At 64.0% G+C, this 14,378-nt stretch carries 14 protein-coding genes; 10 read left to right on the plus strand and 4 right to left on the minus strand.

All coding sequences use genetic code 11. The features are described from left to right. Nucleotides 1-6: 6 nt before the first annotated feature. On the minus strand, nucleotides 7-3,105 hold the full coding sequence (gene mobF / locus QWZ14_RS01805; RefSeq protein WP_290314844.1) for a MobF family relaxase: 3,099 nt from the start codon (nucleotides 3,103-3,105) through the stop codon (nucleotides 7-9). Further along, nucleotides 3,102-3,416, minus strand: a complete 315-nt coding sequence (locus QWZ14_RS01810) for a hypothetical protein (protein ID WP_290314845.1) — start codon at nucleotides 3,414-3,416, stop codon at nucleotides 3,102-3,104. The genes mobF and QWZ14_RS01810 overlap by 4 nt, the downstream gene beginning before the upstream one ends. Before the next feature lie 321 nt (nucleotides 3,417-3,737). Between QWZ14_RS01810 and QWZ14_RS01815 the strand changes: the two genes are divergently transcribed. The 7 genes from QWZ14_RS01815 (at nucleotide 3,738) to QWZ14_RS01845 (ending at nucleotide 10,486) form a co-directional block, all read left to right on the plus strand. After that, complete coding sequence (locus QWZ14_RS01815; RefSeq protein WP_290314846.1) at nucleotides 3,738-4,226, plus strand: hypothetical protein; 489 nt, start codon at nucleotides 3,738-3,740, stop codon at nucleotides 4,224-4,226. Between the two features lie 90 nt (nucleotides 4,227-4,316). Next, nucleotides 4,317-5,213: a hypothetical protein gene (locus QWZ14_RS01820; RefSeq protein ID WP_290314847.1), complete on the plus strand. Its 897-nt coding sequence runs from the start codon at nucleotides 4,317-4,319 to the stop codon at nucleotides 5,211-5,213. Next, the gene (locus QWZ14_RS01825) at nucleotides 5,210-5,782 is read left to right on the plus strand and encodes a hypothetical protein (RefSeq protein WP_290314848.1); all 573 of its coding nucleotides are present in this window, start codon (nucleotides 5,210-5,212) and stop codon (nucleotides 5,780-5,782) included. The genes QWZ14_RS01820 and QWZ14_RS01825 overlap by 4 nt, the downstream gene beginning before the upstream one ends. Beyond that, nucleotides 5,779-6,231 (plus strand): hypothetical protein, encoded by a 453-nt coding sequence (locus QWZ14_RS01830; protein ID WP_290314849.1) that lies wholly within the window; start codon nucleotides 5,779-5,781, stop codon nucleotides 6,229-6,231. Before QWZ14_RS01825 ends, QWZ14_RS01830 begins: the two co-directional genes overlap by 4 nt. 889 nt (nucleotides 6,232-7,120) lie before the next feature. After that, complete coding sequence (locus QWZ14_RS01835) at nucleotides 7,121-7,402, plus strand: hypothetical protein (protein WP_290314850.1); 282 nt, start codon at nucleotides 7,121-7,123, stop codon at nucleotides 7,400-7,402. Nucleotides 7,403-8,364: 962 nt separating this feature from the next. After that, nucleotides 8,365-9,012, plus strand: coding sequence for an HAD family hydrolase (locus QWZ14_RS01840; protein ID WP_290314851.1), 648 nt, complete (start codon nucleotides 8,365-8,367; stop codon nucleotides 9,010-9,012). A 316-nt stretch (nucleotides 9,013-9,328) separates the two neighbouring features. Further along, nucleotides 9,329-10,486 (plus strand): hypothetical protein, encoded by a 1,158-nt coding sequence (locus tag QWZ14_RS01845; RefSeq protein WP_290314852.1) that lies wholly within the window; start codon nucleotides 9,329-9,331, stop codon nucleotides 10,484-10,486. A gap of 37 nt (nucleotides 10,487-10,523) precedes the next feature. On the opposite strand, the gene QWZ14_RS01850 is transcribed toward QWZ14_RS01845, so the two are convergent. Then, the gene (locus QWZ14_RS01850) at nucleotides 10,524-10,940 is read right to left on the minus strand and encodes a hypothetical protein (protein ID WP_290314853.1); all 417 of its coding nucleotides are present in this window, start codon (nucleotides 10,938-10,940) and stop codon (nucleotides 10,524-10,526) included. Further along, nucleotides 10,933-11,307, minus strand: coding sequence for a hypothetical protein (locus QWZ14_RS01855; protein WP_290314854.1), 375 nt, complete (start codon nucleotides 11,305-11,307; stop codon nucleotides 10,933-10,935). The genes QWZ14_RS01850 and QWZ14_RS01855 overlap by 8 nt, the downstream gene beginning before the upstream one ends. A gap of 255 nt (nucleotides 11,308-11,562) precedes the next feature. Between QWZ14_RS01855 and QWZ14_RS01860 the strand changes: the two genes are divergently transcribed. The 3 genes from QWZ14_RS01860 (at nucleotide 11,563) to QWZ14_RS01870 (ending at nucleotide 14,286) form a co-directional block, all read left to right on the plus strand. Then, nucleotides 11,563-11,991 (plus strand): LexA family protein, encoded by a 429-nt coding sequence (locus tag QWZ14_RS01860; RefSeq protein WP_290314855.1) that lies wholly within the window; start codon nucleotides 11,563-11,565, stop codon nucleotides 11,989-11,991. 4 nt (nucleotides 11,992-11,995) lie between these two features. Further along, nucleotides 11,996-13,267, plus strand: a complete 1,272-nt coding sequence (locus tag QWZ14_RS01865; protein ID WP_290314856.1) for a Y-family DNA polymerase — start codon at nucleotides 11,996-11,998, stop codon at nucleotides 13,265-13,267. 200 nt (nucleotides 13,268-13,467) lie between these two features. Then, entirely contained in the window at nucleotides 13,468-14,286 is an 819-nt protein-coding gene (locus tag QWZ14_RS01870; RefSeq protein ID WP_290314857.1) for an alpha/beta fold hydrolase, read from the plus strand. Nucleotides 14,287-14,378 lie beyond the last annotated feature (92 nt).

Consider the following 14,378-nt stretch of genomic DNA (forward strand, 5'->3'; position numbering starts at 1 on the left):
TTACAGCTACATCCCTGGTGATGGCGAGAACCGGGGACTTGGCAAGATAGGCTCTGGCACGGGCATCCTACGCAGAGTGGTGGCCGGCGCCATGCGCTCCGGCGCCAGCCCGTCGAGGGTGGTCCGCATCCGAGATGCCATACCATCCAGTCGTGGCGCCAGGGCAACCCGAATCTCTTCGGACTGCGCGGCCTCCTGCCGCTCGGCAGCGGCGTTGCGGCCATCCAACTCCTGCCGCTGTACCCGAATGTCGGCACCGATGAAGCGGGTCCGGGCGATGGCTTCTTGTTCCTGGAGGGTGGCCTGCAGGTCCATACCGAGAGATTTGTAGGTGGCGCGGGACATGTCCTTGCCTGCCTGTTTCCAGAGATCCTCCGAGGTGATCGGGGTCTGCTCTCCGATCGCCCTCTTAGAGCGAATGGCCTCGAACTGCCCGGCCTCGCCGATCATCGTCCAAGTCCACCACTCGGCACGGCTCTCGGCGGTGTAGCCGCGGAACTTGCCCATGGCCGCGGTGCCGCGGGGCATGGCGTCGATGTGCTCGTCCGAGGTAACGCCCTGGATGCTGTCGATGGTCTGCGCCCAACCAAAGCCGAGCAGCAGCCGGTTGGAGCCATCGGCCTTCAGGCGGCGCCACTGGACGTCGCCCACCACGCCCGCCTTGGTCCGGATCCGCAGCCCCTGATCGGTGACGGCCTCCACGGTCACCACGTCGCCGTTGGAGCCGATGCTGGCGCCCTCGCCGTCGATGGTGGCCCAGGTTTTCCGGTAGAGCCGCACCCGATCACCGACTGAGAGGGGCAGTTGGTACCGTTCACCATTCTGGTCCTCCGCCTGGTAGACGGTCTCGGCCGAGGCGATCTCTCCCCGTGCTTTGAGCCGGCTCCGGATGGCTCGACTGATTTCGCCGGCGTCCTGGTTGGTCAGGGTCGAGCAGGTGATGCCCTGCTTGAAGCCCGCCGCGGCGAGGGCATCCTTCCGGCGGATGAAGTGCTCGGCGATCGCCTCGTTCACCTCCTCGAGGTCGCCGCCCAGCATCTGCGCCGAGCCGTTCCGCCGCTTGAGATCGAGGGCCTTCGCGGCCTCGCCGTCGCGGAAGTAGTTGGCAATCCGCAGCCCTTCAGCCGTTTTTTGCCGGACTGAGGATAGCAGGGCGGGCCGCTCGGATTGCGGCAGAGTTCGGTTCAGGATCTCGATGCTGTCGCCCGCCTCAATTGCTTGGCACTGCTCGCGGTCGCCAAGCCCTTTGATGACGCAGCCGGTACGGGCCTGCAATTCCAGCAGCGCGGTCATGGCCCGCGGCGCGATCTGGCTGACCTCCTCAAGGATGATGACGGTGTTCTCGGTCGGGCGGAACTTGCCAGTCTCCATGGCGCGCAGCAGGGTCGCCACAGCGTATGTCTGTTTGATGCCCGCGCCCTTCAGAGCATCGGCCTGGCCCCAGGCAGTCGACACGCCGATGACGTGCCGGCCGCCCGGGTCGAAGCGGGTATCGGCCTGGTAGGCGGCGACAAGGGGCTTGAGGAGCGTCGACTTGCCGGCGCCCGCCACGCCGGTCAGGAGGGTGAGGGCGCTGCCGCGGCCGAGGGCGAAGATTGCTGCCACTTGGGCCCGGCCATGGTCGTTGTCGAAGTTGAGACCCGAGGCCCTAATCTCCTTGACCAAAGCCTCCTCGGACAGCGCGCCGGAAAAATCCCGGCAGGCCGCGAGGGCGAGCTCAGTCATGCGCCGCTCGATCTCGACCTGGACAGAGTTGGTGACCCGGACCCGGCCGTCCATGACGCCGCTGATGAGCATGGCCTTCTGGCCACGGATGGTGATGCCCCGCTCCTCGAGGAGGGCGACCACCTTCTCGATGTCCTCCTCGCCCTTGAACCCGACCCCGATGAGGCCGCGGGTGGCCCACAGCGCCAGCTTGTCCCGGTCGAGGACGGCGTCGGTGTAGAATTCCTCAGCCAGCCGGCTCGCCGCGATCTTGTAGGCGATGTCGAACCGCTGCTCGTCGGTCAGCTCCGCCGGCTTCACCCCGCGCAAGACGGTGGAATGCTCCCAGGCGATGGAGGCGGCCTGTTGCCGGTAGAACTCCCGGTCGGTCGGGGCTTCGTCGACGGGGACGCCGGCGCTGTTCTTCTTCAGCCGCTCATTGGTCGAGGCAGAGCGGGCGAGCTCGTACTTCGTCTCGGCCGAGAGGTTCGACCAGTCGAGCCCCATCCGCTTCGCCGCGGCCTTGGCGTTCCGCAGGGTCTGCATGTGCCCCTTGGAGAACAGATCGACGGCATCGCCACGGATGTCCGTGAGGATAGCATAGCGGCCGCTCGGATCGACGGAGACGGCAATGCCCTGGTCGCGCAGCTCTTGGGCCAGGATCGCCTGGGCATAGGCCGCGTAGAGCAGGACGCGGGTGTCGGTCATCCGCTGAGAGTCGAGCGAGCCGACCCGGCCGTCCTTGGTGACGACCAAGTTGAAAAACGCATTGTGGATATGGGCGTGCGGGTCGCCTGGCGCCGAGAGCTCGACGAGGTAAGTGACGCCGGTCTTGCCGTCACGGACCTGGTGGGTCGGCCGCGCCTGGTCATGGCGGAAACTAACCCAGCCGGTCTCGCCGGGATCGACGCCCTCCTCGCCACCCTTGCCGCGGCGGGCCCATCCGAGATCCTTGCCGATCAGGGTCATGGCCTTGTGGTTCACCCGGTCGAGGATGGACCACAGCAACCCAGCCTCAGCCGGGGTGTCGGCAAACTCGACTGCGAGCGAGATGGACTTGTGGGGGGCGAAGGTGAAGTCGAAGGCCGAGTTCACCCTAGAAAACCTGCTCCAGGCATCCCCGGTATCGCCGCGGCGGGCCTCGAATAGCCGGTCGAGCTGCAGATCACTCGGCAGCGCGGTGGGGTCGATGCCCAGCACCCGCGCGACCGAGGCTGGCATGTCCTTTCGCCAGTGCGCCCGGCTGTCCCGCCCTGTGTAGTAGGACGTCAGCCGCCCGGATGCGTCTGGCTTCTTCTCCGGCTGGCACCGGAGGTTGGTCGGCTCGGGGGCGTTCTGGGTCAGGTAGGCGCGGACGAGCTTCCCCGCCGAGGTCGCCAGGATCTTCCGGAAGGTGATCACGGAGACTGCCTCTGAGCGAGGAGCGCGACGGTCTCGCCCGGGATGGCTTTGACCGCCCTGGTCAACTCGCGGATCGCTGCAACCTGCGCGGTTGCAGACGCCTCGATGACAGTCACCAGCTTCTCGATGGCCTCGGTCGTGGTCGGACCTTCCTGAGGCTTCGGTGTCAGCAGCTTGACGATCGTCTCGAGCAGTTCGCCCTGCTCGAATTGTCGTTCGCCGAAGGTGGTCATCGTCTGATTCACGATGACCAAGCTGTCGGTCAGGCCGTCGTTCAGGCCCTCGAAGGCCGCGATCAGGTCTTTGTCCATGGTCCCGAGGGTGACCCCTCCTGGCGCGAATGGAGCCACCCTGCCGCACCGGAAAAATGCGCGGTCAGCGCAAAACTTGTCCCGCAGTGAGCCGCCTCGCACCAAAGGTGCATTCGTGTATTACCACTCTTTCTTTTCCCTCTCCTCGCCTTTTCCTGGCTGTTTCCTCGCCAGACCCTGGCTAAATCCTCGACAGATCCTCGCCGCAGGCGGCCGGAAGCGTACGCAGGCGCATCGGAAAGCCGGATTCCATTCGCGCCGTCGGGGGACACCCTTCCGGGCATGACGAAGCGATCTGCCCCGAGGCCCCTGAAAGACCGCGTGAGCGAGCGCGTCCACGGCAACACCTCCGAAGCCTACCTGTGGATCCGGGTGGCCTATCGGCGGCTGAGGTCGCGGATGGCCGTCCGCTACCCACCCTACGACAAGCTGACGGCTGAGATGGTGGAGGCCGGAGTACCTGGCGGTGGAGGTACCGTCCTCACGGCAAAGGCAGTGCGGCGTCTCTGGCTGAAAGTCTGCGAGGACATCGAGGCCGAGGCGAAGGCACGGGGAAAGGTAGCCAAGGCAGCACCCGTCGACTGGAAGCCCCAGCCCACCCGGCCGCCGGCGCCAACCGCTGCCGTGGCTCCCAGGCCAGTGGCCGCCGTGACGCCCCGGCCAGCCCCGATCCAGGCCGCTCGGCCCATGGCCGACATAACTTCCGGTCAACTGGCCTCCCTCCTTACGAAGCGACCGCCAGAGAGCCGAGAGGAGAGGCTGCTGGAGATTGAGAGGACGCGGGCCGAACTGCGAAAGCGCAACGAGTAGCGGCCCCAACTAGCACGTCCCATTCGCGCCACGGCCCCTCACACCATTCCGACCGGGCCGTCGTCCGGTTGCATCAGAGGACGGACATTGATGACCAAGAAGCAGGATCACAGCGGGGCGGCCGTGATGGATGCCGTAGGCACCGAGGCCTTAGTAGAGCGGCTCGGCCAGTCGTCGGATCAGATCGGCGATGGGAACGCCGGAGCGGTCACGGAGGACACCGCTCCAGTCCTCCTCGTGCGTGGCGGCCGCGGTAAGAGCGGTGGGTCCTTCTTCCTCGACCACGCCATTCAGCGGGCCCGCCACGCCGGCCGCCAGGTCAAGCCGCTGGATGCCGACAAGCGATCCGAGACGCTGATCAGGGCCTATGGCCAGCCGGCCGACCTGAAAGACAGCCGGCCGATCGACCCGCAGTGGGCAACCGCGCCAACCTCCGAGGATCCGATCGTGGTCCGCGACTGGCTCATGCAGGAACTGGACCTGATGGCCGAGGACCGCATCTCGCGGGTCATCGACTTCAACGGCGGCGACAGGGTGATCTCGGATGTGCACCGCGACCTCGACCTCGGCCCCTTTTGCCAGGCGATCGGCGTAAAGCTGGTGAGCGTCCTGACGCTGGGCCCCGAGGTCGAGGACTTCCGGCACATGGTCAAGGCGGCTCATGCCGGCCACCTCGAGCCCCATCAGATCGTGCTGGCCTTCAATGAGGGCGTGATCCCGATGGGCGTCACAACGTTGGGCGCCTTCGAGCCGATCCTGGCAGCGCCCGAGCTCGAAGAGCTGGTCGCTATGGGGGCGGAAATGATGGTGATGCCGCGGCTGGCCTGCGTGAAGGGGCTGAAGGAGGCGGGGCTTTCGCTCTACCAGGCAGCATATCCGGCCCAGGGCACAAGGGTCAGCGCGACGCTGCTGCACATGACCCGTCAATGGCTGCAGAAGCAGGAGAAGGCCATTGTCGAGAAGGGCATCGCGGAGAAACTTCCTTGAGCACGACCGCCGAGCCCGGCAGCTTCCTGCAGCAGCACCTGGACCAGATGGTCGAGGCGGGCTTCCGCGAGGGTATCCTGCCTGATAGCCCGCTAGGTCAGTGGCAGGAGGCGGTGGTCCTGCTGACCAGAGACTTCGACCGGGACCTCAAAGCGGTGGTCGGCGAGGCACGGGCTGCGGCCCAGGCCTCAGCCGCCATGGCAAATGCCGCTTCGCACAAAGCGGAATCCATGGTCCGCCATGCCGAGATCCAAACCGAGCAGGTATTGGCTCAGACCGTCGAGCAACTGACGCCGGCGGTTGCGAAGGCATTGGGGGAGGCGGTGGTTATCCGCGAGCGCCGGTGGAACCGTCAAAGACACGCCATGACGGCAACCGCTGTGGCTGCGGTGCTGCTGGGGGTGTTCGTCGCGGGCTACGTCGTCCGCGGCTTCCAGGACGGTCCCAACGCGGAGCTGGTGCAACGGTGTATCCGGGCGTCGGTCAAGGATGCCGCCGGCAACACCTACTGCAACATCATGGCCCTACGAGATCCGGTGGGGCAAGGAATGGGAGCACGCAGACCATGATGCGAGCAACGATCGCAGCCCTGGCGCTGGTTGGGTTTGCTGGGGCGGCATCTGCCCAAACACCGGAGGATCTTCGTCGCTTGGATCGCTGGTCGGCCGAGCGGAGCGCGGCTCATCCAGTCCGGCCGATGGCCCCTCCCGTCGCAGCGCCGGCGCCGAGGATCACTCCCCTGAGCCGTCATTGGGTGTGCATGTCCGCGGCTGAGCAACAGCCGGTCTACAGCTCGCCGACAGTGGAATCCCGGCAGATCGGCACCACTCTTGAATTCGTCGCCTCGACCGGAGCCATGGTCGACGGCTATGTCGAGGTGCTCCACTACAGCGGGCAGATCGGCTTTGTACGGCAGAGCGCTCTCCATGCTTGGTCTGGGACACAATACAATCCGCAGGCAAGCTGCCGGGTCCTCGGCGTGCGGGACAATAAGACGCCGGTATTTTCGATCCGATGATGCGCCCTCCCCTAACGCTGGCGATTACGATTGCCCTGGCTGGTCCCGCTGTGGGCCAGTCCGTTGTTGTGCCGCCTGGCGGCTGGCCGCCGCAGGTCATCCCGCAGTTGTCGGAGCCGGGTCAGCCGCAGTTCCGGATTTCCGAGGGATCGCCAGGCTTCATGGGCGACGCAGGAGGCACCGTATCAGGTGGCATCGGTGCAGGGTCGGACTATGGCGGTACGGCAGGCGACGGAGCGGCTGTGCTCGCTACGCTCTCGTCTCAGAGTTATGGACAGACCGCTATCTCCACGGCACAGCGGCTTGGAGTTAATCCCATAACCTCGGCCGCGATTGCCGGGGCCGAGAGTAACTTCCGCAACGTCGGTACGGCGAACGGCAGCACGACGGCGAGCGGGCCCTGGCAAATCACGGGCCCTACTTGGGCTGATGCGGTATCGCGCTACAATCTGCCCTACTCCGCTACGGATCGCGGCAATCCTGAAGCACAAGCCGTCGTGTCGGGATACATCATCCGCGAGTACGCGGCGACGACACAGAATGCCTTGGGGCGACCAGCAACGACGCAGGATACCTGGGCTAGCTACCTGTTCGGTCCAACTGAGGGCACCAGGGTTGCCGCTGCAGGCAGTCCTGACACGCCGCTGAGCAGCCTCGTATCGGCTAGGTCACTGTCGAACAATGGCATGAGCAGTTGGACCGTCGGGCAGTGGAATACCTTCGCCAGTCAGCGGCTTGGCGGAGCGGCTGGACAAACAGTGTTGCAGACGCCGGGTAGATAGCTCATCAGAGAGCATAAAACCGAGCAGACCTGCCTCGCGCATTACTTCGGACTGTCCACCTTGTTCGCAAGCCACGATTTGGCCGATCATCGTTGGGAACTACAAACATGCCGACCATCACGATCGACTTCCCAGAATCGGTCATGGCTTCGCTGGAGCGTCTTGCTAATGGCGCCCCCCTGGGCGATCTGTGTGCGGCTCTCGTAGAGGATGGCATCAGCCTCGCTCTCAACGAGCTTCCACCGTCTGAAATCCCGTCGTTGCTCTACGAGCCCCATGATTTCGGAGTACGGCGAGGCCATCTCGTTACCGCCTCTGATGAGCCGTCCATCCTCAAGCAAGTGGGCACGGCGCAGATAGCGGCGCATCGAGGTCAAGGATCGCTGTAGAGCCGGCCCTTTACCTCGATCAACTATGGCCGGCAGTATTGCGAGATGGAGAACACCCATCAATGCTAATCCCTTTGTGTGTGTCCTATGCAGTAAGGGGCCAGGCCGCAGCAGCGGGTGCAGTCTGGAACGGTGACGCCAAAATTTGGGAGATCGATGAGGCGCTGGTGACTTCGCGCTTCGACGCCCTGCGCCCCTTCCTCCCGCGAATGTATCGGCCGGATCGCCGGCCTCCGTACATCCGACCGCACATGGTTCCGCAGACCAGTTGGGGCAAAAACCTGCGCGCGGTCCTCACCCCGGATGAGTGGAAGAAAGTCAAAACGCACGCCTACCAAGCAGCGGGTTATCGTTGCATCGTCTGCGGAAGCAAAGGGCCAGAATGGCCGGTCGAAGCAGATGAGGCGTGGGAGCTGGACGATCAGAGCAAGCGGCAAACCTTGAAGGGCGTAATCGCCCTTTGCCCGGACTGCCACCTCGTTCGGCATTGGGGGCAGGCGACAATCTCAGGGCGGACCGAGGTTGCGCTAGCACAGATGCAGCGGGTGAACCGGTGGACGCGAACGCAAGCGGAGGCGGCGGGCAAGGAGGGCATGGACGTTTGGACTGCCCGCTCCCGCCACCATTGGACTATCGACTATGCGTGGGTCACTCGGGTTCATGGGCTCACGATCACGGCCACAGGCCTTAATCAGGCTGAGGCAGCAAACCGGGAGCTCGTAACAAAGGCCGAGGAGCGCGCTACAGGCGCTGAGAGATCATGGCTCAACCATCTCCTCAGATAGCCGCATAAGCCGGAAGGGACCTTCGCTGCGATCCACGCCGTTGGCGGCAGATACTCATGTCACCTCAGCGCGCTTCAGAATGGAGACGGAATAGCCGCTTTGGGTGAGAAGCGGACGATCACTTGCCGGCCGGCGCCCTGTTGTACACGAAACGTCACACCGCCTCCGGAGGCCGCCATGCCAATACGCCCCGCCGCCGTCGTCTTCGACATGGACGGACTTCTGTTCGACAGCGAAGCCCTTTACCGAGAGGCGTTCTTCGTGGCCGCGCGAGACCTGGGCCACCGCTTTACTACCGAAGACTTCCTGGAGCTGGTCGGCCGGCCCTGGACCGCCAACCGCGCCACGCTGCAAGCGCGTTTGGACGGAACGGGCGACGCCGACGCCCTCAAGTCCGTCTGGATGCGGCATTACGAAGCTAAGCGGGCGTCCCTCGCGCTAAAGGCCGGCGTGGCGGAGTTGCTGGACCGGCTGGACGAACTCGGCCTGCCGCGTGCCATCTGCACCTCGTCGAGCCACGCGGATGTGCGCTACAATCTTGCCTTGCACCGCCTGGGCGGGCGTTTCAATGCCGTCGTCGCCGCAGGCGACTACGCCCGAGGCAAGCCTGCGCCGGATGCGTTTCTGCGCGCGGCCGAGGTGCTGGGCGTGGCTGCGGGCGACTGCCTGGCGCTTGAGGACTCCCACAACGGGGTACGGGCCGCCGCAGCCGCCGGGATGTGCACGGTCATGGTCCCGGACTTGCTCTCTGCGACGGAAGAGGTGCGGGCTCTCTGCCACTGTGTCGCGGCGAGCCTCCACGACGTCCGCGCCCTCCTGGGCTGACGGCAGAGCAAACGGCGAATGTCCGCATCGGGTCGAGAGCTACTGTTCCGTTCTCATTTTGAAGCAGGCTCTCACAAGTCCAAGGTAGCGGCCGGGCTGTCTTCGTACCGACCGACAACCTGGCCAGTAACGAGATGACGGGCTGGACGGTGAGTGACCTACAGGCCTTCACCTTGCGCCGCCTCGGCCATTCAGTTGCGCCGCCAATCTTCGCCTTAAACCGCACGAGATAGTGAGGTCAGGCGATCGATAGGAAGCTATATCAAGTCGTATGCAATCGTGTACCATGTGTCCACGATTGCATACGGGACCGAAAATGCGCTTTCCAACCCTCCATAACCTCTTTGGCTTGATGATCAGCCGAGGGGCGCAAGCGGGTTCCGCCGCGGTTGCGGAGATCCCTGGCGATACGGCGACCATCCCCCTCAGCGTGCGGGTACAGCCGCGAGTGAAGGCCTATTACGAGGCCCAGGCCGATGCCTGCGGGGCGGCTAGCGCGTCAGCCATGGTCGCTATGGTGCTGGAGGGCGTCATGGCCTCCACTCAGTCGTCCCAGGTGTCCCAGGCGACTAGCTCAGCCGATCTCCTCCGCGGCAACGTCTCACTCGTGGTGGAGCGGTTTCTTCACCTGTTCCATATTCACCGCTTCACCCCACTCATGATCGCCGACGTCCTGGAGCCGTACGGCATCACGCTGGCCGACATCATGGATGACAGCCGGATGCTGCCCCTACTCAGCGACACCGTAATGTCGGACCAAGCGATGCGCTTCAACGCTTCCCTCGAATGGCTGCATGGCAAGAAGGTACGACCTGTTGCAGACGTTCCTCGCTTCGGCAAGCAGCCAGGAGTGGTGTGCAACAAGGTCATCGACCTACTCTTGGAAAGCGATAATCAGCGCAACCTGACCGTCATCTTCCTCAAAGACATGGAGCTGCGCTTCAACACTGCGCACAATGAGATTTATAGGAGTGAGAGGAATACCGGCAACGTCAGCATCGTTCTCCGGGAAACCTACCGTACTTCTACGGGCAAGCCGTACCATCGCTACCAGCCTTGGGACAGTGTGCCGTGGGATTATGGTGAGACGCGTTTGACCGTGAAATCCCTGATCCTCTGGCTGAAGCGGCTCGACAAAGGCACATACCATCATGTCCGGGTGGAAGGTCGTGAGATCGACCCACAAACCCTCATCGCCCTCACCCGTGGTGACGTGCTGCCGGCCGAGGTGTTGGATGATGATGCAAGCCGGCGCCTGAAATCCTGGGATCCAAGCGATTACGTGGCAAAGCCCGAGATCGTGCTGGCGAAGGCGACGCTGCCTAATACGTCAGCCCGGGAAACCCAGGAGCGGGCAGTGGCTCTGTACTATTACGACCTCTATAAGATCGAGGGCCTGTTCAACCGCCTCACCCATGTAAACCGCGAGGCCCTTGCCGAACCGGTCGGTGAGGAGTGGTGGTGGAATAACTGAAATCAGCAGATTCCTGAACAGGGCAGATAGCGACCGATCATAACCCCACTGCCGCTGCGGCACTGTCCTCTACCAGCCAGGCCCGGAGGACGTAGCAGCGCCTACCGACGGCGGCCTTCATCGCCGCCCCAACGGCCTTATTGGATGTATTGAATGCCGCTAATGCGTCGTCGATGGCAGCCATTGCCGCATCTGCCTCGGCCAGGGTAGTTGCCGGGCGGCTAGTGGCTAGGCACAGGCTCTCTGCTGCCCGGCCCAACTCCTCAACAGCGGAGACGAGAGACGCCTGCATCGGCCTAGCAGGCATGGCGCGTACATCGCCTAGGAGCTTCGCCGCAACCAGTCTGTGCCTTAATGCCACGGCGTGCATCTCGGGCATGGCCTGTGCTGCCTCCTCGAGCTCTTCAGAAGTGTACGGCTCTGGATCGGCCTCTACAGCCGCGACATCACTCATTGTCGCACTCCCGACGCTTGGCATCCCCGTCGTCCATAGCCTCCCACTCCTGGCGGTATTCTCGCAGCAAACGTTCCGCTTCGGCCTTTACCAAGGGCATCGCACCTCGGAGATAGACGGTTTGAGGGCCGGAGCCGCGGCTAGCGTGAATCATCTCCACCGCAAACCCGCCATCGGTCAGCAGGCTCAGGACGGCGGTGAAGACGTCATGATCGAGACCGAAGCCATCGCTATAGTTGTGCTCGCGGCCTTCGAGTTCGGCAAACCATTGGCTGCCTCGCCTTTCCCAGGTCAGAGCAGCAGCCGCCGCGCCGTCCGCTGTGTCGATGGGCTCTGTTGACGGGGTCGGGTCTGCAGCACGCGCCATGCCTCTATCACTCCTGTTGCCGGATCCGGCGGGAATTGACGCGATCGAGGATAGCAGAGTCCTCCTAGTTTCGCGAGCTTCTATGTGTTGATAACCCTTTGTTATCAATCCTTAAGATGTCGGATGAACGCTTGGCTCCTCGATGATTGCTTGGCCAGCGTCGATCCGACGCTGAAATAGCCTTCCGTCCTATTAGGCTTGCGCCCGACCCCTGTTCTCATTGAGTGTGAGGGGAACGAATCGGGAACAATTGCTATGCTCGTGTCTATTCCACTCGCTTCCTTCCTCACCACCCTCCCCATGCCAATGCATGGCCGCTTCGTGCCGGCAGGCTTCCCCTCGCCTGCCGATGACTACTTGGAAGGCGAGATAGACCTGGCGACGTTTCTGATCGAGCGGCCCAGCTCGACCTTCGTCATGCGCGTCTCCGGCCAATCGATGACCGGCGCGGGCATCATGGACGGCGACTACATCATCGTGGATCGCAGCGTGACGGCGCGGCATGGCCATATCGTCGTGGCGAACTGCAGCGGTGATATGACTATCAAGCGGCTGCATATGCTGGCCCGAGGCCGCGCCGTCCTCCGCGCCGAGCATCCCGATTTTCCGGAGTTCGTCATTTGCGAGGAGACCCCTGCCGAGGTGTGGGGCGTCGTCGTCGCCACCTTTCGAAAAACGCTCTAACATCATGGCCGGTCCGACGCCGATTGCGCTGATCGATTGCAACAACTTCTATGTTTCCTGCGAGCGGGTGTTCAATCCCCGGCTTGAAGGCGTGCCGGTGCTGGTGCTGTCGAACAATGACGGCTGCGCCATTGCTCGCAGCAATGAGGTGAAGGCGCTCGGCATCAAGATGGGTGACCCGGCCTTCAAGCTGCGCCCGCTGATCGAGAAGCACGGCATCCGGGTCTTCAGTTCCAACTACGTCCTGTACGGTGATATGAGCCGCCGGGTGCAGGAGGCTTTGGGCCAGTTCTCCCCCGAGACCGAATGCTACTCCATTGACGAGACGTTCCTGGATTTCGGTGGTTTCCCGCATGTCGATCTCTGGGCCTACGGCCAGGAGATGCGCGGAACGGTCCAAAAATGGACGGGCATTCCGACCTGCGTCGGGATCGGCCCGACCAAGACCCTCGCCAAGCTGGCGAACGCGGTCGCCAAGAAAAACCCGACTTTTGGCGGGGTGTGCGACGTGATGGAGGAGCCGGTACGCGCCGCCGTGCTACGTGCCTTCGAGGTGTCGGACATTTGGGGCATTGGACGGGCGACGACCGCTAAACTGGCAGGTATCGGCACCACCACCGCCGCCCAGCTACGCGATCTCAGCCCGAAGCGGGCGCGGAGCATGGGTACCGTCGTCCTCGAGCGCACCATTATGGAGCTGCGCGGTCTGCCCTGCCTGGCACTGGAAGACGTGGCCCCGCAGCGCAAGGGAATGGCCTGTACCCGCTCCTTCGGGCGGGTGGTGACGAGCAAGGCTGAGATGCTCGAAGCCGTTGCCTCTCACGCCAGCCGGGCCGGGGAGAAGCTGCGCCAACACGGCCTGGTAGCGGGCAAGCTGACCGCCTTCTTCCACACCAGCCCGCACCGCGACGACCCGCAGCATCATGCCTCGCGCGTGACCAGGCTGTTTCCGATGTCGAGTGATACCCCGACCCTCATCACGGCCGCCTCCCGTTGCGTCGAAGCCGCCTGGCGGCAGGGTTTCCGCTACGTTAAAGCCGGGGTGTTGCTCGATGACCTGTGCCGCGCCGAGGATGCACCGCGCACCCTGTTTGATGCGCCGACCGAGCGCGAAGCGAAGTGCATGGCGACGATGGATCAGCTCAACGTCCGCTTTGGGCGCGGCACGGTGGCACTGGCGGCTACCGGCATCGAGAAGGGCTGGAAGCTGCGCGCCGAGCATCATTCGCCCTGCTACACCACCCGGCTCGCAGAGGTGCCAGTCGTTCGCGCCTGATCGGGTCAGCGCTACTCCGCCGACGTCGAGGCAGCAGGTTTGGCATGTCTCGAAGGGGCTCAGTCGTCACTCGGATGACAGGTCGCTTGGCGAATGCAAGGCCAAGGCCGAGCGCGACCATCGCCGCGCCTGAGGCTTCACGTAACCGCCGAACGAGACCAGGGCGTGCCTCATCGTACAGGCTGGGCTAGGATGGAGACATGCTGAAGTATCATCATGTCACTTCAAGCCGTGCCTTCCTCTCCGCTGCGACGGTTGGAGAAGGCCCGCCCGTCATTTTCCTTCATAGCAATGCTGGCGACCGTCGCGAGTGGTATGCATCGATGAAGGGATGTGTCGGCACGACGCACCAAGCCGTTGCCTACGATCGACGCGGCTTCGGCGAGACAACGGCCGAGCGGGAGGACCACTCCGCAATTGCGGACCTGATAGCTGTACTGGATGCCGTGACGGACGGCGCGCCTGCCGTCCTTGTCGGCTGCTCCATGGGCGGCAAAATCGCGCTCGACGCTACGCTACGGCATCCCGCGCGCGTCTGCGGCCTAGTTTTAATTGCGCCGAGCGTCGAAGGCGCACCCCGGCCGGATCACCCCCCAGGTATTGCGGATACAGTGGCTTGGGCGCAGGCAGCAGAGGCGTCGGGCGATCCTGGTCGCGCGGCGGCGGCGAAGGCGCGGCTCTGGCTTGACGGCCCGCTCGCGTCGGAAGGACGTGTTGGGGGGACGGCACGTCAGCTGTTCCTCGACATGATCGGGATCGCGCTTCGTACACCGGCGGTAGGGTCGAACCTCGACCGGGCGCCGGCTTACGGGCGGCTCGACGTGGTTACGGTGCCAACCCTTGTTGTCCAAGGCAACCTTGACTTCCCGCATATCCAGGCACGCTCGCGCCACGTCGCCGCGACAGTGCCGGGCGGTTCTTGGCACGAGATAGGAGGCGTCGGGCACCTGCCAGCGCTTGAGCGGCCTGACGAGGTGGCAAGCCTCGTCAGCAATTTCCTCGCCCGCTACCTGGGCTGAAGGTGGTACGTCGGTGCGCAGAACAGTTGTCAGCGGGACCAGAGCTGGGCACTGGATGTGCGCATTTCACTCAAAATGGTCCGCCCGCTTTG

Origin of the sequence: Paeniroseomonas aquatica, assembly GCF_030409335.1 — a bacterium.
GTDB classification, from domain to species: Bacteria; Pseudomonadota; Alphaproteobacteria; order Acetobacterales; family Acetobacteraceae; genus Belnapia; species Belnapia aquatica.

What these genes read in the sequence shown, in the direction of transcription:
- QWZ14_RS01855 (WP_290314854.1), bottom strand. Translation starts at nt 11,307, where the DNA reads ATGGCGCGTGCTGCAGACCCGACCCCGTCAACAGAGCCCATCGACACA.
- QWZ14_RS01835 (WP_290314850.1), top strand. Translation starts at nt 7,121, where the DNA reads ATGCCGACCATCACGATCGACTTCCCAGAATCGGTCATGGCTTCGCTG.
- QWZ14_RS01830 (WP_290314849.1), top strand. Translation starts at nt 5,779, where the DNA reads ATGATGCGAGCAACGATCGCAGCCCTGGCGCTGGTTGGGTTTGCTGGG.
- QWZ14_RS01845 (WP_290314852.1), top strand. Translation starts at nt 9,329, where the DNA reads ATGCGCTTTCCAACCCTCCATAACCTCTTTGGCTTGATGATCAGCCGA.
- QWZ14_RS01850 (WP_290314853.1), bottom strand. Translation starts at nt 10,940, where the DNA reads ATGAGTGATGTCGCGGCTGTAGAGGCCGATCCAGAGCCGTACACTTCT.
- QWZ14_RS01870 (WP_290314857.1), top strand. Translation starts at nt 13,468, where the DNA reads ATGCTGAAGTATCATCATGTCACTTCAAGCCGTGCCTTCCTCTCCGCT.
- QWZ14_RS01840 (WP_290314851.1), top strand. Translation starts at nt 8,365, where the DNA reads ATGCCAATACGCCCCGCCGCCGTCGTCTTCGACATGGACGGACTTCTG.
- QWZ14_RS01820 (WP_290314847.1), top strand. Translation starts at nt 4,317, where the DNA reads ATGACCAAGAAGCAGGATCACAGCGGGGCGGCCGTGATGGATGCCGTA.
- QWZ14_RS01810 (WP_290314845.1), bottom strand. Translation starts at nt 3,416, where the DNA reads ATGGACAAAGACCTGATCGCGGCCTTCGAGGGCCTGAACGACGGCCTG.
- QWZ14_RS01860 (WP_290314855.1), top strand. Translation starts at nt 11,563, where the DNA reads ATGCTCGTGTCTATTCCACTCGCTTCCTTCCTCACCACCCTCCCCATG.
- QWZ14_RS01865 (WP_290314856.1), top strand. Translation starts at nt 11,996, where the DNA reads ATGGCCGGTCCGACGCCGATTGCGCTGATCGATTGCAACAACTTCTAT.